This is a genomic window from Aminobacter anthyllidis, assembly GCF_018555685.1.
GTDB classification, from domain to species: Bacteria; Pseudomonadota; Alphaproteobacteria; order Rhizobiales; family Rhizobiaceae; genus Aminobacter; species Aminobacter anthyllidis.
This window is the reverse complement of record NZ_JAFLWW010000003.1, coordinates 664,644-679,913: the sequence shown is the minus strand read 5'-3', so window position 1 is coordinate 679,913 and position 15,270 is coordinate 664,644. Positions and strand designations below refer to the sequence as shown.

Below are 15,270 nucleotides of genomic sequence, written 5' to 3'. Positions count from 1 at the left end.
GAAGCGGATGGAGCGTGCTGGCCCAACGAAACGACGGCGCAAAACGTCGCGGGAGGGTGGCAGCCCGAGCGGAAAAAATCTCTCCGCGTCGACGTCGAAAGGCGTTTCGTGATCGGCCGTTCCGGAATCCGGCCTTGGGGTGGCGAGGCGATGACAGTGGTGTGACGCCTGCCAACGCATGCCTGCCAAGGGCCAAAGCAATATCGGGGAGGTGCCGAAGCAGCCGGCGATGGGGTGGTTGCGGCCAAATGCGGCGGAAATAAGCCTATGATTCTGTTCGATAATTTCACGCAACGTGATTTGCGTCGAGCCGTTTCGCCGGTCAGTCTCCATCTCGTTCGGCGGGCCTTGCTACGAGGGTGGGGCCAGCCCGGACAGACCAGAACGGGAGTACCAGACATGAACAAGATCCTTGCAACGACCGTCGCTTCGCTCGCTTTCATCGGTGCCGCCTATGCCGCCGAAGTCCAGGGCACAGTCCAGTCGGTCGACCCGGCGACACGCTCGATCACGCTCGACGACGGCAAGACCTATGTCATCCCCGAAACACTCAAGGTCGACGGCCTGGCTGCCGGCGCCAAGGTCAAGGTGACCGTGGACGACACGACCGGCGCCGTGACCGCGATCGAAGCGGCTTCGTAACACCGAATTGCAAGCTCGCCCTGCCGGCACTGCCATGCGCCGGGCAGGGCGGGTGACGTTCTTGACACCCTTCCACGACGCAAACCAAACTGTGGCCGGCCTCTTTTGAGGTAGGCTATTTTTCATGCCACCGGATGTGTTCAGAAGCCGATGTTGGCGGCAAGCCAGCTGGACGAGCGCTTCGCCACCGCAAGCGTGCCGTCGGCGAAACGGTCAAGCCCCGAGCGAACCAGCGCGTAGCCATTGGCAGTGCGGTAGAGCACGGAGCCATCGTCTTCGCTGGTGCCGGCATAAGCGGCGGGCAGAACCTCGGGCTGGACCGCCGGAGCCGCCGCGAGCTGCGGGTCAGCGAAAGTGGTGGTGCGGCAGATGCCCGTCACCAGCGGATAGGCATGGTTGCCTTCGCGCAGGATGCGGCTCTTCATCGCCGCCTCGCAGTCGGCGACGGAGGTCCACTGTGCCGGCGTCTCGCCGATATATTCGCAAAGCTTGGCATCGCAGTCGCAGCCGACGATGGTCATGGCGACAAGGGCAGACTTGATCACGGTCCGAATCCTCAGGGATTGTTGACGCTGCGATTTCTCCGCTCAGATCGCGGCGCCAGTTGGCCGCAATCATGGCATGATGGTGGCTGTGGTCGAAGGCCTTAGGTTGTTACAGTTATGTAATCTAAGGTTGTGTTTTGGTGGAGGGGGCCATGGCGGAACCATGTTGGGCGTGCAGAAGCCACATCGAGGACGGTCAGATACTCTGCAACGAGTGCAAGAACTGGCAGGGGTGGCGCAAGTATTTCAATATTTCCACCCTGACGCTATCGCTGTTGATTGCATTGCTTTCGGTGCTCGGCACCGTCGGCCCGACAATCAAGCAAATGCTCTTTCCTGGCAGTCCGAACCTGACGGTCGCTGGCAGCTACACGACTGGTTTGGTGAAGAAGGGGGACGGATACTTTGGCGACGATTTGCTGAGCCTGTCCGTGACCAACATAGGCAAGCAGCCAGGCGCCCTGAGACCTGCGCTGAATTGCGCGAGCATCGAAGTATCCGACCGAACACTGGCCTTTGACTCGATCAGTCCGACGTTGGTTGAGGCGGGGAAGTCCTCTGTTGTTAGCTACAAGCAGCGCTTCGTCGATTTCGACGGCTCGATAGATCGCGATGGCAATCCAACCCAAAGCAAAACCGGCATGTACAAATGTGAGGTCAATCTGGGGCCGCCATCTCTCGTCGTCGTCATCAACCACAGTGGGGAGGTGCACGCTGCGCCCCTGAACTTTGCCGTGATCTCCGTGAATGCCATCGGCCCGGACTGCGCGATTGGGATGCTCAGCGCCGCCTCGCTGGAAAAGTGCACGAAATAGCATGCCGGCCTGACGGCGATTGCCAAGACGTTCCTCCGCCGATGATTGCGGTAGCCAGCCGTTGAGGTCGGCGAGCGTGGCTCCTGCCGAGATCCCGGGGATACCGGGAGACGAACGTCTGGGGAAAGTCAGCGAGCCCCTGGTTCACCCCCTTGCGCATTTGCCCGTGCGGCTAACAATAAGCGCGGAGGCGGTGGCGCGTATGCTGCCGGGGAGGGTGCGTTCGTGAAGGTCGGCGTCGTCAGAAATCCGGTGGCCGGCGGCGGCAGGCTGGACACGCACTGGACCGAGGTTGCGGCAGCGCTGACGCAGCGCTTCGGCGAGGTCGAGTTTCGCGAGACGACCGAGCCGGGCGACGGCGCGGTGCTTGCCCGCGACCTGGTGGCGCTTGGCTGCGGGCTGGTGGTTGCGGCTGGCGGCGACGGCACGATCAGCGAGGTTGCCGACGGGCTTTTGCAGATGCAGGCCGAAACGGGCGAGGCGGCCATTCTCGGTGTGTTGCCCTGTGGCACCGGTTCCGATTTCGCCCGCGGCATGGGCATTCCGCTCGATATCCAGGCGGCGATCGCGCGCATCGCCGAAGGCCGGGACCGTCTGATCGACGCCGGCCGCATCTCCTTCGTCGAGGACCATGGCCGGCTGGCGAGCCGGCATTTCGTCAATATCGCGAGCCTCGGCATGTCGGGGGCGACGGTGCGGGCGGTCAACAACGACCGGCGCAAGCGCTGGGTACCGGCCAAGGCGCTGTTTTTCTGGCGCACGGTGATCGAGTTCGTTCGCTACCGCTTCCAGGATGTGCGCATCACCGTCGATGACGGCGAGCCGGTCGAGGCCACGGTGGCGCTGGTGGCGGTGGCCAACGAGCGGTTCTTCGGCGGCGGCATGATGATCGCGCCGGATGCCGTGCCCGACGACGGGCAGTTCGACATCGTCATCTTGCGTGCCGCGAGCAAGCTCAAGCTGATCCTCGACCTGCGCCTGCTCTATGGCGGGCGCCACCGCAACCATCCCGCGATCACCATTATGCGTGGGCGCAAGGTGGCGGTCGAGCCGATGGGCGATCCGCTGGCCAATGCCGCGCTCGTCGACATTGACGGCGAGTCGCCGGGGCATATTCCGGCAACCTACGAGATGATGGCGAAGGCGCTGCAGGTGAGGTGCTGATTCAAGGGGCTAACAAGGAGAGTCGGGAGGTCGGCGTATGTGCCTGATTTCTTTGCGCCGCCCCTCATCCGCCTGCCGGCACCTTCTCCCCGTAAACGGGGAGAAGGGACATGCGGCAACGTCGGCGCTGCCTCGCCGTACCATGAGACGCATGACAGCCGCTCCGGGGGCAGTGAAAGATGAGGGGCCGCGTCGCTGACGCCCTCCCTCTCGCCGTTTTTCGCGGGAAGAGGTAAGGGTGAGGGGCAATTCGTCGGGCAACCCGCTCAGGCCTCCATCGCCCTGACCATCGCTTCGATCTTCGTTGCCTTTTCGAAATGATCGAGCTTGTGGGTGCGGATCCACCATTCCGCGGCCTCCATCAGAAGCTCCGGATCGTCGTTGCGGTTGGCGAAGAAGGCGTAGAAGGACAGCCCGACATCGGGACCCTTGGACGCGATCTTGCGCGCGCAGACATCGAGTATTTTTGTGCGCAGGCTCGGCCGCATGGAGATTCCTCTCGTATGTGGCGAGAGCTAAGTCAAGCTGAGGCGGGTGTCAAAGGGCAGGTCGTGCGTTTACCGTCCCCCTTGTGGGGAGGGTAAGGAGCGCTTCCGCTGTTAAAGTTTGGCCGGGAAGCCCGGCGCGCGCAGGTCGGTGCCGGTCGCATCCTCCAAGAGCTTGACGATCATGGTCGACCAGGCGTCGCCGCCGTAAGCCGCCTTGCCCTGTTCGAAGATCGCGGCGACGCGGGCGGCGAGGTCGAGCGGGACGCCGCCTTCGCGCGCCATGTCGAGCGCGAAGCCGAGATCCTTGAGCGCCAGGTCCATCGTGAAGCCGATGTCGTAGGAGCCGTTGAGCACCAGTTGGCTCTCGGTCTCGTGGACGAAGCTGCTGCCGGAGGAGGCCGATATGGCGTGGTAGGCCTGGGCAAGGTCGAGGCCACCCTTCCTGGCCAGCATCAGCGCCTCGCCGGCGGCGACGAGGTGGATGAAGGCCAGCATGTTGGTGATGACCTTGATCACCGCCGCCGAGCCGATCGGGCCCATCAGGAAGGCGCGGGCGCACATGGCTTCGATGGCGGGACGGTGGCGCTGGTAGAGCGCGGCGTCGCCGCCGACAAGTGCGGTGATCCGGCCTTCGGCGGCGAGATGCACGCCGCCGGTGACAGGACATTCCAGCGTGTAGACGCCGGCTTCGACAGCAAGGTCGGCAAGGCGCAGGATCTCGTCGCGGCCGTTGGTCGACATCTCGATCCAGGTGCCGCCCTTGGGCAGGCCGGCGAGCAGCCCATCAGGGCCTGTCAGCACCGCCTCGCTGACTTTCGGCGAGGGCAGGCAAGTGATGGCGTTTCCGGCGCGGGCGGCGGCGTTGGCCGGGCCTGTCGCGGCGACCGCGCCCAAAGCGGCGAGACGTTCGACGGCCTCGGGATTGCGGTCGTAGACGATCACCTCGAAGCCGCCGCGCACGAGGCATGCCGCAAGGTTGGCGCCGAGATGGCCGAGGCCGATGAAAGCGTAGGCAAGCGGCATGGTCTTGCTCAAGGCATCAACGGGGTCTGCACCATCTGCAAGTGCAGGTGGGGACCGTCATAGGGATTGGCCTCGCACACCGCCTCGTCGAGCTCGACGCCGAGGCCCGGTTCCTTCGAGGGGATGACGTGGCCGTCCTGCCATTCGATCTTCTTCTTCAGCAGCGTGGCGTGGAAGCCGTCCCACTGCTTGAGCGATTCGAGGATCAGGAAGTTGGGCAAGGTGACGGCGAGCTGGATGTTGGCGGCGCCGACGATCGGCCCGCAATAGCAGTGCGGCGCCACCTGGATGTGATAGGCCTCGGCCATGGCGGCGATCTTCTTGGTCTCGAGGATGCCGCCCGAACGGCCGAGGTCGGGCTGCAGGATGGTGGCGGCGCGGTTTTCGATGACCCGCGCAAACTCGAACTTTGTCGTCAGCCGCTCACCTGTCGCAATCGGGATCGATGTGCCGCGCGCGACCTGGGCCATCACCTCGGGCATGTCTGGCGGCACCGGCTCCTCAAACCACAAGGGATCGTAGGGTTCGATGGCGCGCGCCATGCGCAGCGCGCCCGAGGCGGTGAACTGGCCGTGCGTGCCGAACAATATGTCGGCGCGGGTGCCGACCGCCTCGCGAATGGCCTTCATCATGCGCGCCGACAGGTCGATGTCGATCAGCCGGGGCTGGTGGCCGTCGAAGGCGGTCCAGGGGCCGGCCGGGTCGAGCTTCACCGCGTCGAAGCCCTGTTCGACATAAAGCGCCGCGCATTCGGCCGCCATGTCGGGGTCGTTGTAGACATTCTTCGGCGCGACGTCCTCGGTGTGGACGCTGCCCGTATGCGGGTAGAGATAGGTGTAGGAGCGCAGCGTCTCGTGCACCTGGCCGCCAAGCAGCTTGTAGACCGGTTGGCCGGCTTCCTTGCCGATGATGTCCCAGCAGGCCATTTCCAGCGCCGAAAAGCAGCCCATGGCCGATACGTCGGGCCGCTGGGTGAAGCCGGAGGAGTAGCAGCGGCGAAACAGGTTTTCGATGTCGTGCGGGTCTTGGCCGATCAGATAGCGCTCGGCCATGTCCTCGATCATCCGCGCCGTGACATGGGCGGAGAAGGTGGCGTTGTAGGCCTCGCCGTAGCCGACCACGCCACCTTCTGACGTGAGCCTGACGAAGATGAAGTACTTGCCGCCGATGCCGGGCGGCGGGTTGTTGACCACGAAGGTCTTGACGTCGGTGATCTTCATGCGGGTTCCTCCCGGTAGCGTGAAGCTGTTGACGTCAGGCGCTGCCCTTCATCCCCTGCCGGACCTTCTCCCCGTAAGAACGGGGAGAAGGAGGCTGGCCGTAACGCTGGCGCCCCCTCTCCCCGTCCTTCACGGGGAGAGGGTAAGGGTGAGGGGCTGCGCAGGCGTTCGAAACTGGTCACTCCACATCCTCCAGCACCAGCTCCGCGCCCTTCCAGCCGGTCATGATCGAGGCGGCGTTGGTGTTGCCGGTGATGTTGTCGGGGAAGATCGAGGCGTCGATGACACGCAGGCCTGATATGCCGTGGACGCGCAGGCGCGGGTCGACCGCTGACGTCGCCGGGTCCGGGCCCATGCGGCAGGTCGAAACGGGGTGGTAGACGGTGCCCGAGCGCTTGCGGAAATCCTGAATCAAGTCGGCGTCGGAAGTGATTGACGGGCCTGGCAAAACCTCTTCCGCGATGATGTCTGATATGGGCGACTGCGCGGCCAGCCGGCGCAGGAATTTTACCGCATCGAGCATCTCGGCGACGTCGGTGTCGGTCGAGTAAGCGTTGACCGTGATGCGTGGGTGGACGATCGGATCGGCGGAGCGGATCATGATCTCGCCGCGGCTCGACGGGCGGCAGTTGGACAGGCCGATGGAAAAGCCGGGGAAGGGATCGGGCGACAGGATCGGACGCTCGCCGGCCTTGGGCAGCACGGTCGAGAAGACCTGAAAATAGAGCTGCATGTTGGGGCGGTCGCGACCAGCGTCGGAGCGGAAGAATCCGCCGCCCTGGTTCATGCTCATCGACAATGGGCCGGTGCGCAGCGCGAGATATTGCATGCCGGCCAGAAGTTTGCCCCACCATGGGCGCAGGACCTGGTTGAGGGTCGGTACCTTGGCCTTCCAGGTGTAGTTGATGCCCTGGTGGTCCTGGAGGTTGCGGCCGACCTGTTCGGAGGCGTGGACGACCGGAATGCCGAGGTCGCCGAGCAGGGTCTTTGGCCCGACGCCCGACAGCTGCAGCAGTTGCGGCGTGTTGACCGAGCCGCCGGAGAGAATGACCTCGCGGCCAGCGCGGGCCGTCTTCTTCACGCCGTTCTGCAGATACTCGACGCCGATGGCCCGCGTGCCTTCGAACAGCACTTTCGTGGCCAGTGCATTGGTTTCGACGCGGACGTTGGCGCGCTTCATTGCCGGGCGCAGGAAGCCGCGCGCGGCTGACATGCGGCGACCATCCCTGGTGGTGATTTGATAAACGCCGACGCCCTCTTGGGACTCACCGTTGAAGTCCTGAATCAGGGGAAGACCAGCCGCTTGCGCTGCCGCCAGGAAGCGGTGGGTGAGCGGATGGACGTTCTTGCTGTTGTCGGTGACGTGGATCGGCCCGCCGGTGCCGCGCAGGTCGGTGCCGCCGGCCTGGTTGTCCTCGATCGCCTTGAAGGCCGGCAGCAGGTCGTCAAAACCCCAGCCGGGATTGCCGGCGTCGCGCCAGGCGTCGAAATCCTCCGCCGCACCGCGGATCCACACCATGGCGTTGATCGAGCTAGAGCCGCCCAGGATCTTGCCGCGCGGCCAGTGATCCTTGTTGCCGGCAAGGCCGGGGTCGGCCTCGGCGGCGTAGTTCCAGTTCACTTCGGGGTCGAAGAAGGTCTTGCCATAGCCCAGAGGCATCTGGACGAAGAAGCGGCGGTCGGTGCCGCCGGCCTCGAGCACCAGCACCGAGTGGCGTCCGTTTGCCGACAGCCGTTCGGCCACCACCGAACCGGCGGAGCCTGAACCGACAACAATGAAATCGTACGTCTGCATGCTGATAGCGGCCAATCGGAATTCCTCGATGCGGCCACACTATCGCCTCGGCGACAGGCTTCGGCGCCGGTTACGGCATGGCCTGTGAAAAATGCGACCGGGCGATGCAACAGATGCGGCGTTGACGCGACTGCTGCCGCAAAGTTACGGGTGGGGAGCAGAACGGTTCAGGGAAAAGACGATGGTTCAGTATGCCGATGGCCAGCCGACGGGCGAACTCACGCTGAGGACGCTGGCGATGCCGGCCGATGCCAACGCCGCCGGCGACATCTTCGGCGGCTGGGTCATGGCGCAGATGGACCTTGCCTGCGGCATCCGCGCCGCCGAGCGCGCCCGCGGCCGCGTGGTGACGGCGGCGGTCAAGGAAATGGCCTTCGCCAAGCCGATGAAGATCGGCGACACGCTGTGCATCTACACCCATGTCGACCGCGTCGGCCGCACCTCCATGACGCTCAAGGTCGAGGCCTGGGCGCAGCGCTATCTCTCCGACATGATGGAGAAGGTGACCGACGCCGATTTCGTCATGGTGGCGCTGGACGGGCAGGGCAAGCCGAAGCCGGTGCCGGCTGAATAGAGGCGTGCGTCCTTCGAGGCTCGCCCGCGAAAGCCATCGATAACTTTTGACCTTGTGCCGGGCTGGCACCTCAGGATGAGGAATGGACCTGTCGGGCTCATGGCTGTGAGTTGGCTCGACACTGGCACCGTATCAAGCGGGATTTGCGTCACGGCATGGATTCCCGACACTCTCCGCTCGCGTTGCTCGCTCACGAGGTCGGGAATGACGAGCTGACAGTGCCATCACCGCAAATCGCGGCCGGAGATTTGCCGAGATGTCTCCCCGCGGTCCGTCATTCCCGACCTCGCGAGCGACCGTAGGGAGCGGAGAGTGTCGGGAATCCATGCCGTGACGTTGGAGAAGCCAGAGACGGTCCAGGTGTTCGCGCCGTCTCTGGCCGTCACCCTGACACTAAACCAGCCGAAAGACTGCGCCGGGCAACATCATGTTCGCCAAGGCGACTTCACTCGACCGTCGCGTCGAACTTCGTCCGGGCCTCGGCGACGCGGCCCTGGTTGAGCCGCGCCCATTCGCCGAGCGCGAACACCGGGACCAGAAGCTCGCGGCCGAGGTCGGTCAGCTCGTAGTCGACGCGCGGCGGGATCGTGGGGAACACGGTGCGGGTGACGAAGCCGTCGCGCTCGAGCCCGCGCAGTGTCGTGGTCAGCATCTTTTGCGAAATGCCGCCGACGGCGTGGCGCAGCTCGTTGAAGCGCATCGGCCCGTCGCCGAGCTTGCCGACCACGAGCACGGTCCATTTGTCGCCGACGCGCTGCAGGATATCGCTGACGGCGCGGCAATCCTCGGTGCGGTGCGGGTGCCTCGGTATCAAAAAAGTGCCTCCTTGTGCACGTGTTTTTCAGTCACCTATATAGCGTGGGTATCCATTAGTTACCAGTATCGCCTCGATACTAACGCCCGAAAGGTTCCTTCAATGTCCAAGCCCAAGATCGCCATCGTCGTCGGCTCGACACGCGCCGCCCGCTTCGCCGACACGCCGGTGGAGTGGATTGCCAAGATCGCAAAATCCCACGCCGATATCGAGGTCGAAATCGTCGACCTGAGAGATTTCCCGCTGCCCTTCTTCGACGAGGTCGCCTCGTCCGCCTGGGTGCCGTCGCAGAACGAGGTCGCCCAGCGCTGGCAGAAGAAGGTCGCCGAGTTCGACGGCTACATCTTCACCGCCGCCGAATACAACCATGGGCCTACCGCGGTGCTGAAGAACGCGCTCGATTACGCCGCCAAGGAATGGAACAAGAAGCCGGCCGGCTTCGTCGGTTATGGCGGCGTCGGTGGCGCACGTGCCGTCGAGCAGCTGCGCATGCATGCGGTGGAACTGCAGATGGCGCCGACCAAGGCTGCCGTGCACATCGTGTGGGCCGATTTCCTGGCCGTGCGCCAGGGCGAAAAGAAGCTCTCCGACTTCGACCATCTCAACCAGTCGGCAAACGGGCTGATCGAGGAGATCGCCTGGTGGGCCAAGGCGCTGAAGATCGCGCGCGAGGCCGACGTGCTCAACGAAGAAGCCAAGGCTGCCTGAGCAGCTTCAGCCAGTTTCCTCCCAAGGAACTTCAGGGCGGCTCAGAGCCGCCCTTTTTCATGCCGCGTTACCGCACCGGCTCGCGGTGGGTGCCGGGCAGGCGCGACGCCAGCACCTTGTCGATGCGGCGGCCGTCGAGATCGACGACCTCGAAGCGCCAGCCTTGCGCGTCGACGCGTTCGCCGGTCGCGGGCAAATGGTGCATGTGCGAGAGAACGTAGCCGGCGACGGTTTCGTAGTCGCGGTTCTCCGGCAGGTCGATGCCGAGCTGGTCGGCCATCTCGTCGGCCTGCATGTAGCCGGCGAGCAGCCATGAGCCATCCTCGCGCTGGACGGCGTTGTCGACATCGTCCTCGTCGAGGTCGGAGCGGAATACGCCGGTGATGGCTTCGAGAATGTCGGCGGGCGAGACGACGCCTTCGAAATGGCCGTATTCGTCGTGGACCAGCGCCATCGGCACGTCGGACTGCTTGAGCGTGGCGAGCACGTCGAGCGCATCGGCCTGGTCGTGGACAATCGGCGCGGTGCGGACATGCTTGCGCGGGTCGAAGGCGCGGCCGGCAAGCAGCGAGGCAAGCAGTTCGCGGGTCTGTATGACACCGACCATGGCATCGACCGAGCCTTCGCCGGCGGGCAGGCGCGAGTGCTGGGTTTCCATCAGGAGCTTGCGGGTGGCCGTCTCTTCGGCCTGCAGGTTGATCCAGTCGACCTCGGTGCGCGGGGTCATGACGGCGCGCACGGCGCGATCGCCCAGGCGCATGACGCCGGCGATCATGCGGCGCTCATCGGATTCGATGGTGCCGTGGTGCTCGGCCTCGGCAACCAGCATCTTGATCTCTTCGTCGGTGACCTTTTCTTCGCTCTGGCCACGCTGGCCCAGCAGCCACAGTACGGCGCGGCCGGAAATGTCGAGCAGCCAGACCAGCGGGGCGGCGATCTTGGCGAGCAGCGACATGGCAGGCGCGACACGGACGGCGACACCTTCGGGATCGCGCAGGGCGATCTGCTTGGGCACCAGTTCGCCGATGATCAGCGAACCATAGGTGATGACGGCAACGACGATGCCGACGCCGAAGGCATCGGCGAGGCCGTCGCGCACACCGTTGGCAGTAAGCACGGTGCTCAGACGCTGGCCGAGCGTGGCGCCGGAAAAGGCGCCGGAAAGCACGCCGACAAGCGTAATGCCGATCTGCACCGACGACAGGAACTTGCCCGGGTTGGCGCCGAGCTCGAGCGCGCGGCCGGCACCCTTGACGTGACGGTCGATCATCGCCTTGAGGCGGGCCGGGCGGGAAGAAACGATGGCAAGTTCGGACATTGCCAGAAGGCCGTTCACGCAGATGAGGACGACCACGATACCGATTTCAGCATATAACATGATGGTCGCTGCATAGCATTGCTCAAGCCCCTTCGGAAAGACGGCATCAAAAATACTCTTCCCCTGGGGTAGTACAGGGGGTGAGGCTGGCGCCATCAGTCCGGCACAAGCACCGCCATCAGCACCTTTCCATCGGTGAAATAGGGGTCGCCTTCGCCGTTGCGGCCGGTCTTGGTCAGGCCGATGCCTGCTATCGTCTTCACCGACTCGATATGTCCGGCAGCGGTCAGGTCGCCGATCAGCGAATCGCGTTCGGCATCGATGTCCGGCCCGATGTGGTGGGTGATCGCGCCGGTGTCGTGGCTGACGCCGACGCCGCGGTCGAAACTCGCGGCACCGTACCAGGTTGGCCGCCCGTCAGAGCCCGGCGTGAACGTCAGCCACAGGCGAACGTGGTGGCGGACGTCTGGACTCTCGCCGACAGGCTTTTCGAAAGCGAGATCCTGGCGCCGGCCATTGAACAGCAGCGTGCTGACGGGCGCGTCGGCATAAGGTCGGTCGAGCAGCACGCTTTCACCGATTTCAACCGCGGATTTCACCGTCAAACGATCCGCGCGGGCCCAGCCGGCGGCGGTGAAAGCGGCGATGACGTCCTGCTCGGTGCCGACAAGGCCGACGTTGATGGGGTCGCCTGGGATGCCTTGTTCGGTGGTGGTCAGCAGCGCCTCGGGCTTGAGGCCGTCGCGCAGGAAACGGAACGACCAGAATTCAGGGGCTGCGAAATAGGCGAGCGCGAGATAGCTCGCGCATAGAGCGGCGAACCACAGGGCTGCCTGTCGGTGCAGCTTTCCCCGTATCATCAAACCCCGCTGCCGATGGTCCGCGCCAGATTTGCGGCGCGCATCGGAACTCGGAACAGACCATGGGTTGCATTAGCAAAATAAGTATTAGCAGTAACTTTTACAAAACGCATCGTGCCTTTGGCCGGAAAAATGGCCTAGCGGCAGGCGCGATAGCCGTTGCGGCGTTGCTTGATGTCGAAGTGGAAATGGTTGCGGTGGTCGTAATTATAGCCGGGGCCAAGCACGGTGTTGAAATAGCTGCAGCCGTCGGCGCGGATGGTGTTGAGGAAGCCGCGCGTGCGGAAGGCGAACAGGCCGGGCTTTTCGACATCGATGTCGCGGCCGCTGTTGAGCTCGATGCGCATGATGTCGAGCGCATTGCCCTTGCCGTGTTCCGACAGCGTGCGCGAGCCGGCGATCTTGCGGCAGGAATAGCTCGAGCCCTGGTGGATGGTCTTGACGCCGGAGAAGTAGCGCAGGCGCGCTGCCGGCACCAGGTCGCGCTTGGTCCAGGCTGCGAAGCTGGCCGCCATCTGGCAGGTGACGGTGGCGGCGGGCTTCATCTGCACCGAGCCGATGGCCGAAACCTTGACCGGGTAGTCGATGCCGCAGGCAGCACCGTCGCGGATCGGCGGCAGGTCGCGATAGGTGACGTCGAGCTTCTTCAGGTCGCTGCGGCAATCGACTTCGTCCGCCGGCATGACGGCGGGCCGCATCGGCGCGGTCTGCGGCATGTTTGAAGGGTCATCGAGCTTGGGATAGGCGACCATATAGGGGTTGGACGGCACCAGCGTCTGCATGCCGCGCCCCTGGGCGGGGGCGAGCGAGGCGGTCTGGACCGGCTGCGGTGCGTCAGGCTGAATCTCCTCGAACTGCGCTGCCTGCGCATCGAGCGTCGGTTCGATCGCCGGATCTGCCTGGGCGACCAGTGCCGGGTCGGACTGCGGATCGACCATCACGGGGGCTGCTTCGACAGGGCCCAAGGACGCGGTCTGCGAGCCGACATCGACGGCGGGCTGGAGCGCGAAGACGTCGCCCGATGTGCAGGAGGTTAGGCCGAGGCCAGCCGCGACCAGGGCGGTGGCGAGCAGCAGCGCGCGCTGGCGCGACCCACGCGGCGATCCGACCGGGATGGTGGCGCGCGAATCTGCGGCCATGCGAAGGCTCCTGTCCCCTTGAAGAACAAAGCCTAGCTGCCAAGGGTAAAGGAAAGATCAGCGCCAGCGTTTACGGATGGGGCTGAATTGCGGCACTGGCGGGCGGCTGCCACGGCCGCGGGCTACTGGCAGAAGGTGCCGCCATTGCGCCGCGGCGCGAGGTCGAAGTGGAAATGCAGCGCGTGGTCGGCATCGCTGCCGGGGCCGAGCACGGTCTTGAACGGTCCGCAGGCGGCCTTGCGCACGTCATTGAGGAATTTCGCGTTCTGCTCCGGCGGGGCCGGCTCGACGTTGATGGCCGTGCCCTTGGCGAGCGTGAAGCGCGCGATGTCGAGGGCGTTGCCAAAGGCATGCTCGGACAGCTTTTTGGTGCCGTTGCGCGGCCGGCAGACATAGGCCGAGGCCTGGCTGACCGCCGTAAGATCGTCGCCGAAGGCCGCCTTCGCAGCCGGCGCGATGACAGCCGTTGCGAAGCGGGCCGAGGCTTCGGCGGTGGCGCAATTGATGACGGCGTCGGGCTCGATGTCGATCGACAGGGAGAGCCGCTTCAGCTTGAGCGGAAAGGGCAGGGCACAACCCTCCGCGTCGCTTTGCGGCGCGGATTCCTCGAACTGGGCGCCGAGCACCTTCAGGCGTGTGCGGCAGGCAGTCTCCTCGATCGGCATCATTGCCGGACGCGCAACGTTCGAGCGCTTGTCGGGCAGCATTTTGGGCGCCGGCGGGCCGAACATCTCGCGGCCGGGCTGTGCTTCTGTACCATCAGGACGGGACGGCGGGATCGGGATGGAGGCTGGTACCGCTTGGGCTTTCGCTGGAGCGTCCGGTATCGGCGGTCCGAACATCTCCCGGCTGGGCGGCTGGTCAGGGCGTGGCTCGGGCCTGGGGATCGACACCTGCTCGGGCTGCGGCGGCACAGGCGATGCTTCGGGAATGGCCGGCGCCGGGGCGGCCTGCGGCACCGGCGCGCGATCGGGCAACTGCGGCTTGACCGCTTCGGCAAAGCCATGCGGGAGCGCTGCGAAAGACGCCAGCGGCAAGACAAGGATCAGGGAAAGCAGGCGAGACTTGCATGTGTGCATCGCCAGTCAACGTCGCTGGCGGTATGCGGTTGCAAAGGGCGCGCCGGGGACCCGATCAAATTCGGTGACGGCGCTGTCATCAGCCGGATGCGGCCAAGCGCCGGCTCATGCGCCCAAGGCCTCGAGCCCTTCTTCGAGCCAGTCGCCCAACATCGGCATGCCCAGCAGGTACTTGGCGGTGCGGCGGTTGCCACGCTGCCGCGCCTCATTGACCGCGTCGAGCCATTCCGCCGCGTCGTAGTCGCCGCGCCCGACCCAGGCGAGCGCCACCAGTTCGGCGGCCTGGTCGACATTGAGGTCGGCGATCAGGCCGCGCAGTTCCTTTTCGGTGAGGTTTTCGGACTCTTCCTCCGCAAGCCCGTCGTGACGATGGTTGTCGTGGGTGTCGCCGTCATATTCGACCTCGTGCTCGGCGCCGTCCTCATAATCCTCGTTGACGCCGGCACTGATGGCCTTGGCCTTGAGGATGAACAGCCGGACGGTGTCCGGGCCAATGGTCAGGTCCCACTCTTTTTCGCGCCGCTGCTGCACGAGCGTGCTCCTGTTGCCTTCCCCCCGACTGATGATAGCGCATTTGGCGGCAACGTCACTGCCTCGATGTTCGCGGTGTGGTTGCCGTGGTTGACACGGCGCACCGCGAGGCAGAAATAGCCCGGCCTTCCTCCCTCCAAACGGTATTTCCCATGGCTTTCCTGCTTTCGCCCAAGGTTCTTCCTGTGCTGATGCTGATTGCGTCCAACGTGTTCATGACCTTCGCCTGGTACGGGCACCTGAAGTTCAAGACCGCACCGCTCTACGCCGCGGTGATCTTTTCCTGGCTGATCGCGTTTTTCGAGTACTGGCTCGCGGTGCCGGCCAATCGCATCGGCCACGAATTCTACACCGCAGCGGAACTCAAGACGATCCAGGAGGTGGTGACGCTCAGCGTCTTCGTCATCTTCTCGGTGTTCTACCTCAAGGAAGGCATCACCTGGAACCACGCCATGGGCTTCGCGCTGATCGCCGGCGGCGCGGCGCTGATTTTCCGCGGCTGAGGACGAAAGACCTGTTCCGATGCGTTTGCCTCGATGGGGGGCGCATCGGTGG

At 64.7% G+C, this 15,270-nt stretch carries 17 protein-coding genes; 6 read left to right on the top strand and 11 right to left on the bottom strand.

Translation table 11 applies throughout. The features are described 5' to 3' along the window. Positions 1–399 precede the first annotated feature (399 nt). Complete coding sequence (locus J1C56_RS12855; protein WP_067959585.1) at positions 400–642, top strand: DUF1344 domain-containing protein; 243 nt, start codon at positions 400–402, stop codon at positions 640–642. A gap of 140 nt (positions 643–782) precedes the next feature. Here J1C56_RS12855 and J1C56_RS12850 read toward each other — a convergent pair whose 3' ends face one another. Beyond that, positions 783–1,187 (bottom strand): glycosyltransferase family protein, encoded by a 405-nt coding sequence (locus J1C56_RS12850; RefSeq protein ID WP_214389668.1) that lies wholly within the window; start codon positions 1,185–1,187, stop codon positions 783–785. Positions 1,188–1,339: 152 nt separating this feature from the next. Here J1C56_RS12850 and J1C56_RS12845 point away from each other — a divergent pair, with 152 nt between their 5' ends. Next, positions 1,340–2,002 (top strand): hypothetical protein, encoded by a 663-nt coding sequence (locus J1C56_RS12845; protein WP_214389666.1) that lies wholly within the window; start codon positions 1,340–1,342, stop codon positions 2,000–2,002. 225 nt (positions 2,003–2,227) lie between these two features. Further along, positions 2,228–3,166: a diacylglycerol/lipid kinase family protein gene (locus J1C56_RS12840; protein ID WP_214389664.1), complete on the top strand. Its 939-nt coding sequence runs from the start codon at positions 2,228–2,230 to the stop codon at positions 3,164–3,166. A gap of 266 nt (positions 3,167–3,432) precedes the next feature. Here J1C56_RS12840 and J1C56_RS12835 read toward each other — a convergent pair whose 3' ends face one another. The 4 genes from J1C56_RS12835 to J1C56_RS12820 form a co-directional block, all read right to left on the bottom strand. Continuing rightward, on the bottom strand, positions 3,433–3,654 hold the full coding sequence (locus J1C56_RS12835) for a DUF6500 family protein (protein ID WP_214389655.1): 222 nt from the start codon (positions 3,652–3,654) through the stop codon (positions 3,433–3,435). A 111-nt stretch (positions 3,655–3,765) separates the two neighbouring features. After that, positions 3,766–4,677 carry an NAD(P)-dependent oxidoreductase gene (locus J1C56_RS12830; protein WP_214389653.1) on the bottom strand — a complete coding sequence of 304 codons (912 nt, stop codon included), beginning with the start codon at positions 4,675–4,677 and terminating at the stop codon, positions 3,766–3,768. 8 nt (positions 4,678–4,685) lie between these two features. Then, positions 4,686–5,897, bottom strand: coding sequence for a mandelate racemase/muconate lactonizing enzyme family protein (locus tag J1C56_RS12825; protein ID WP_214389650.1), 1,212 nt, complete (start codon positions 5,895–5,897; stop codon positions 4,686–4,688). Positions 5,898–6,075: 178 nt separating this feature from the next. Then, on the bottom strand, positions 6,076–7,692 hold the full coding sequence (locus J1C56_RS12820; RefSeq protein WP_214390266.1) for a GMC family oxidoreductase: 1,617 nt from the start codon (positions 7,690–7,692) through the stop codon (positions 6,076–6,078). Positions 7,693–7,873: 181 nt separating this feature from the next. On the opposite strand from J1C56_RS12820, the gene J1C56_RS12815 reads away from it, so the two are divergent. Further along, on the top strand, positions 7,874–8,266 hold the full coding sequence (locus J1C56_RS12815) for an acyl-CoA thioesterase (protein ID WP_184766904.1): 393 nt from the start codon (positions 7,874–7,876) through the stop codon (positions 8,264–8,266). Between the two features lie 445 nt (positions 8,267–8,711). Here J1C56_RS12815 and J1C56_RS12810 read toward each other — a convergent pair whose 3' ends face one another. Next, positions 8,712–9,080, bottom strand: a complete 369-nt coding sequence (locus J1C56_RS12810; protein WP_214389648.1) for a winged helix-turn-helix transcriptional regulator — start codon at positions 9,078–9,080, stop codon at positions 8,712–8,714. Positions 9,081–9,182: 102 nt separating this feature from the next. On the opposite strand from J1C56_RS12810, the gene J1C56_RS12805 reads away from it, so the two are divergent. Beyond that, entirely contained in the window at positions 9,183–9,788 is a 606-nt protein-coding gene (locus tag J1C56_RS12805) for an NADPH-dependent FMN reductase (protein WP_214389646.1), read from the top strand. Between the two features lie 67 nt (positions 9,789–9,855). On the opposite strand, the gene J1C56_RS12800 is transcribed toward J1C56_RS12805, so the two are convergent. From J1C56_RS12800 to J1C56_RS12780, 5 genes are all read right to left on the bottom strand, one after another. Next, positions 9,856–11,166: a hemolysin family protein gene (locus tag J1C56_RS12800; RefSeq protein WP_214389645.1), complete on the bottom strand. Its 1,311-nt coding sequence runs from the start codon at positions 11,164–11,166 to the stop codon at positions 9,856–9,858. 95 nt (positions 11,167–11,261) lie between these two features. Continuing rightward, positions 11,262–11,966, bottom strand: a complete 705-nt coding sequence (locus J1C56_RS12795) for an LssY C-terminal domain-containing protein (protein WP_214389643.1) — start codon at positions 11,964–11,966, stop codon at positions 11,262–11,264. 137 nt (positions 11,967–12,103) lie between these two features. Further along, positions 12,104–13,105: an extensin-like domain-containing protein gene (locus J1C56_RS12790; RefSeq protein WP_246591329.1), complete on the bottom strand. Its 1,002-nt coding sequence runs from the start codon at positions 13,103–13,105 to the stop codon at positions 12,104–12,106. Positions 13,106–13,227: 122 nt separating this feature from the next. Beyond that, positions 13,228–14,184, bottom strand: coding sequence for an extensin-like domain-containing protein (locus J1C56_RS12785; RefSeq protein ID WP_214389641.1), 957 nt, complete (start codon positions 14,182–14,184; stop codon positions 13,228–13,230). Between the two features lie 105 nt (positions 14,185–14,289). Beyond that, positions 14,290–14,715: a DUF3775 domain-containing protein gene (locus J1C56_RS12780; RefSeq protein WP_214389640.1), complete on the bottom strand. Its 426-nt coding sequence runs from the start codon at positions 14,713–14,715 to the stop codon at positions 14,290–14,292. Positions 14,716–14,867: 152 nt separating this feature from the next. Between J1C56_RS12780 and J1C56_RS12775 the strand changes: the two genes are divergently transcribed. Then, positions 14,868–15,218 (top strand): DMT family protein, encoded by a 351-nt coding sequence (locus tag J1C56_RS12775; protein WP_184766911.1) that lies wholly within the window; start codon positions 14,868–14,870, stop codon positions 15,216–15,218. The last annotated feature ends 52 nt before the right edge of the window (positions 15,219–15,270 follow it).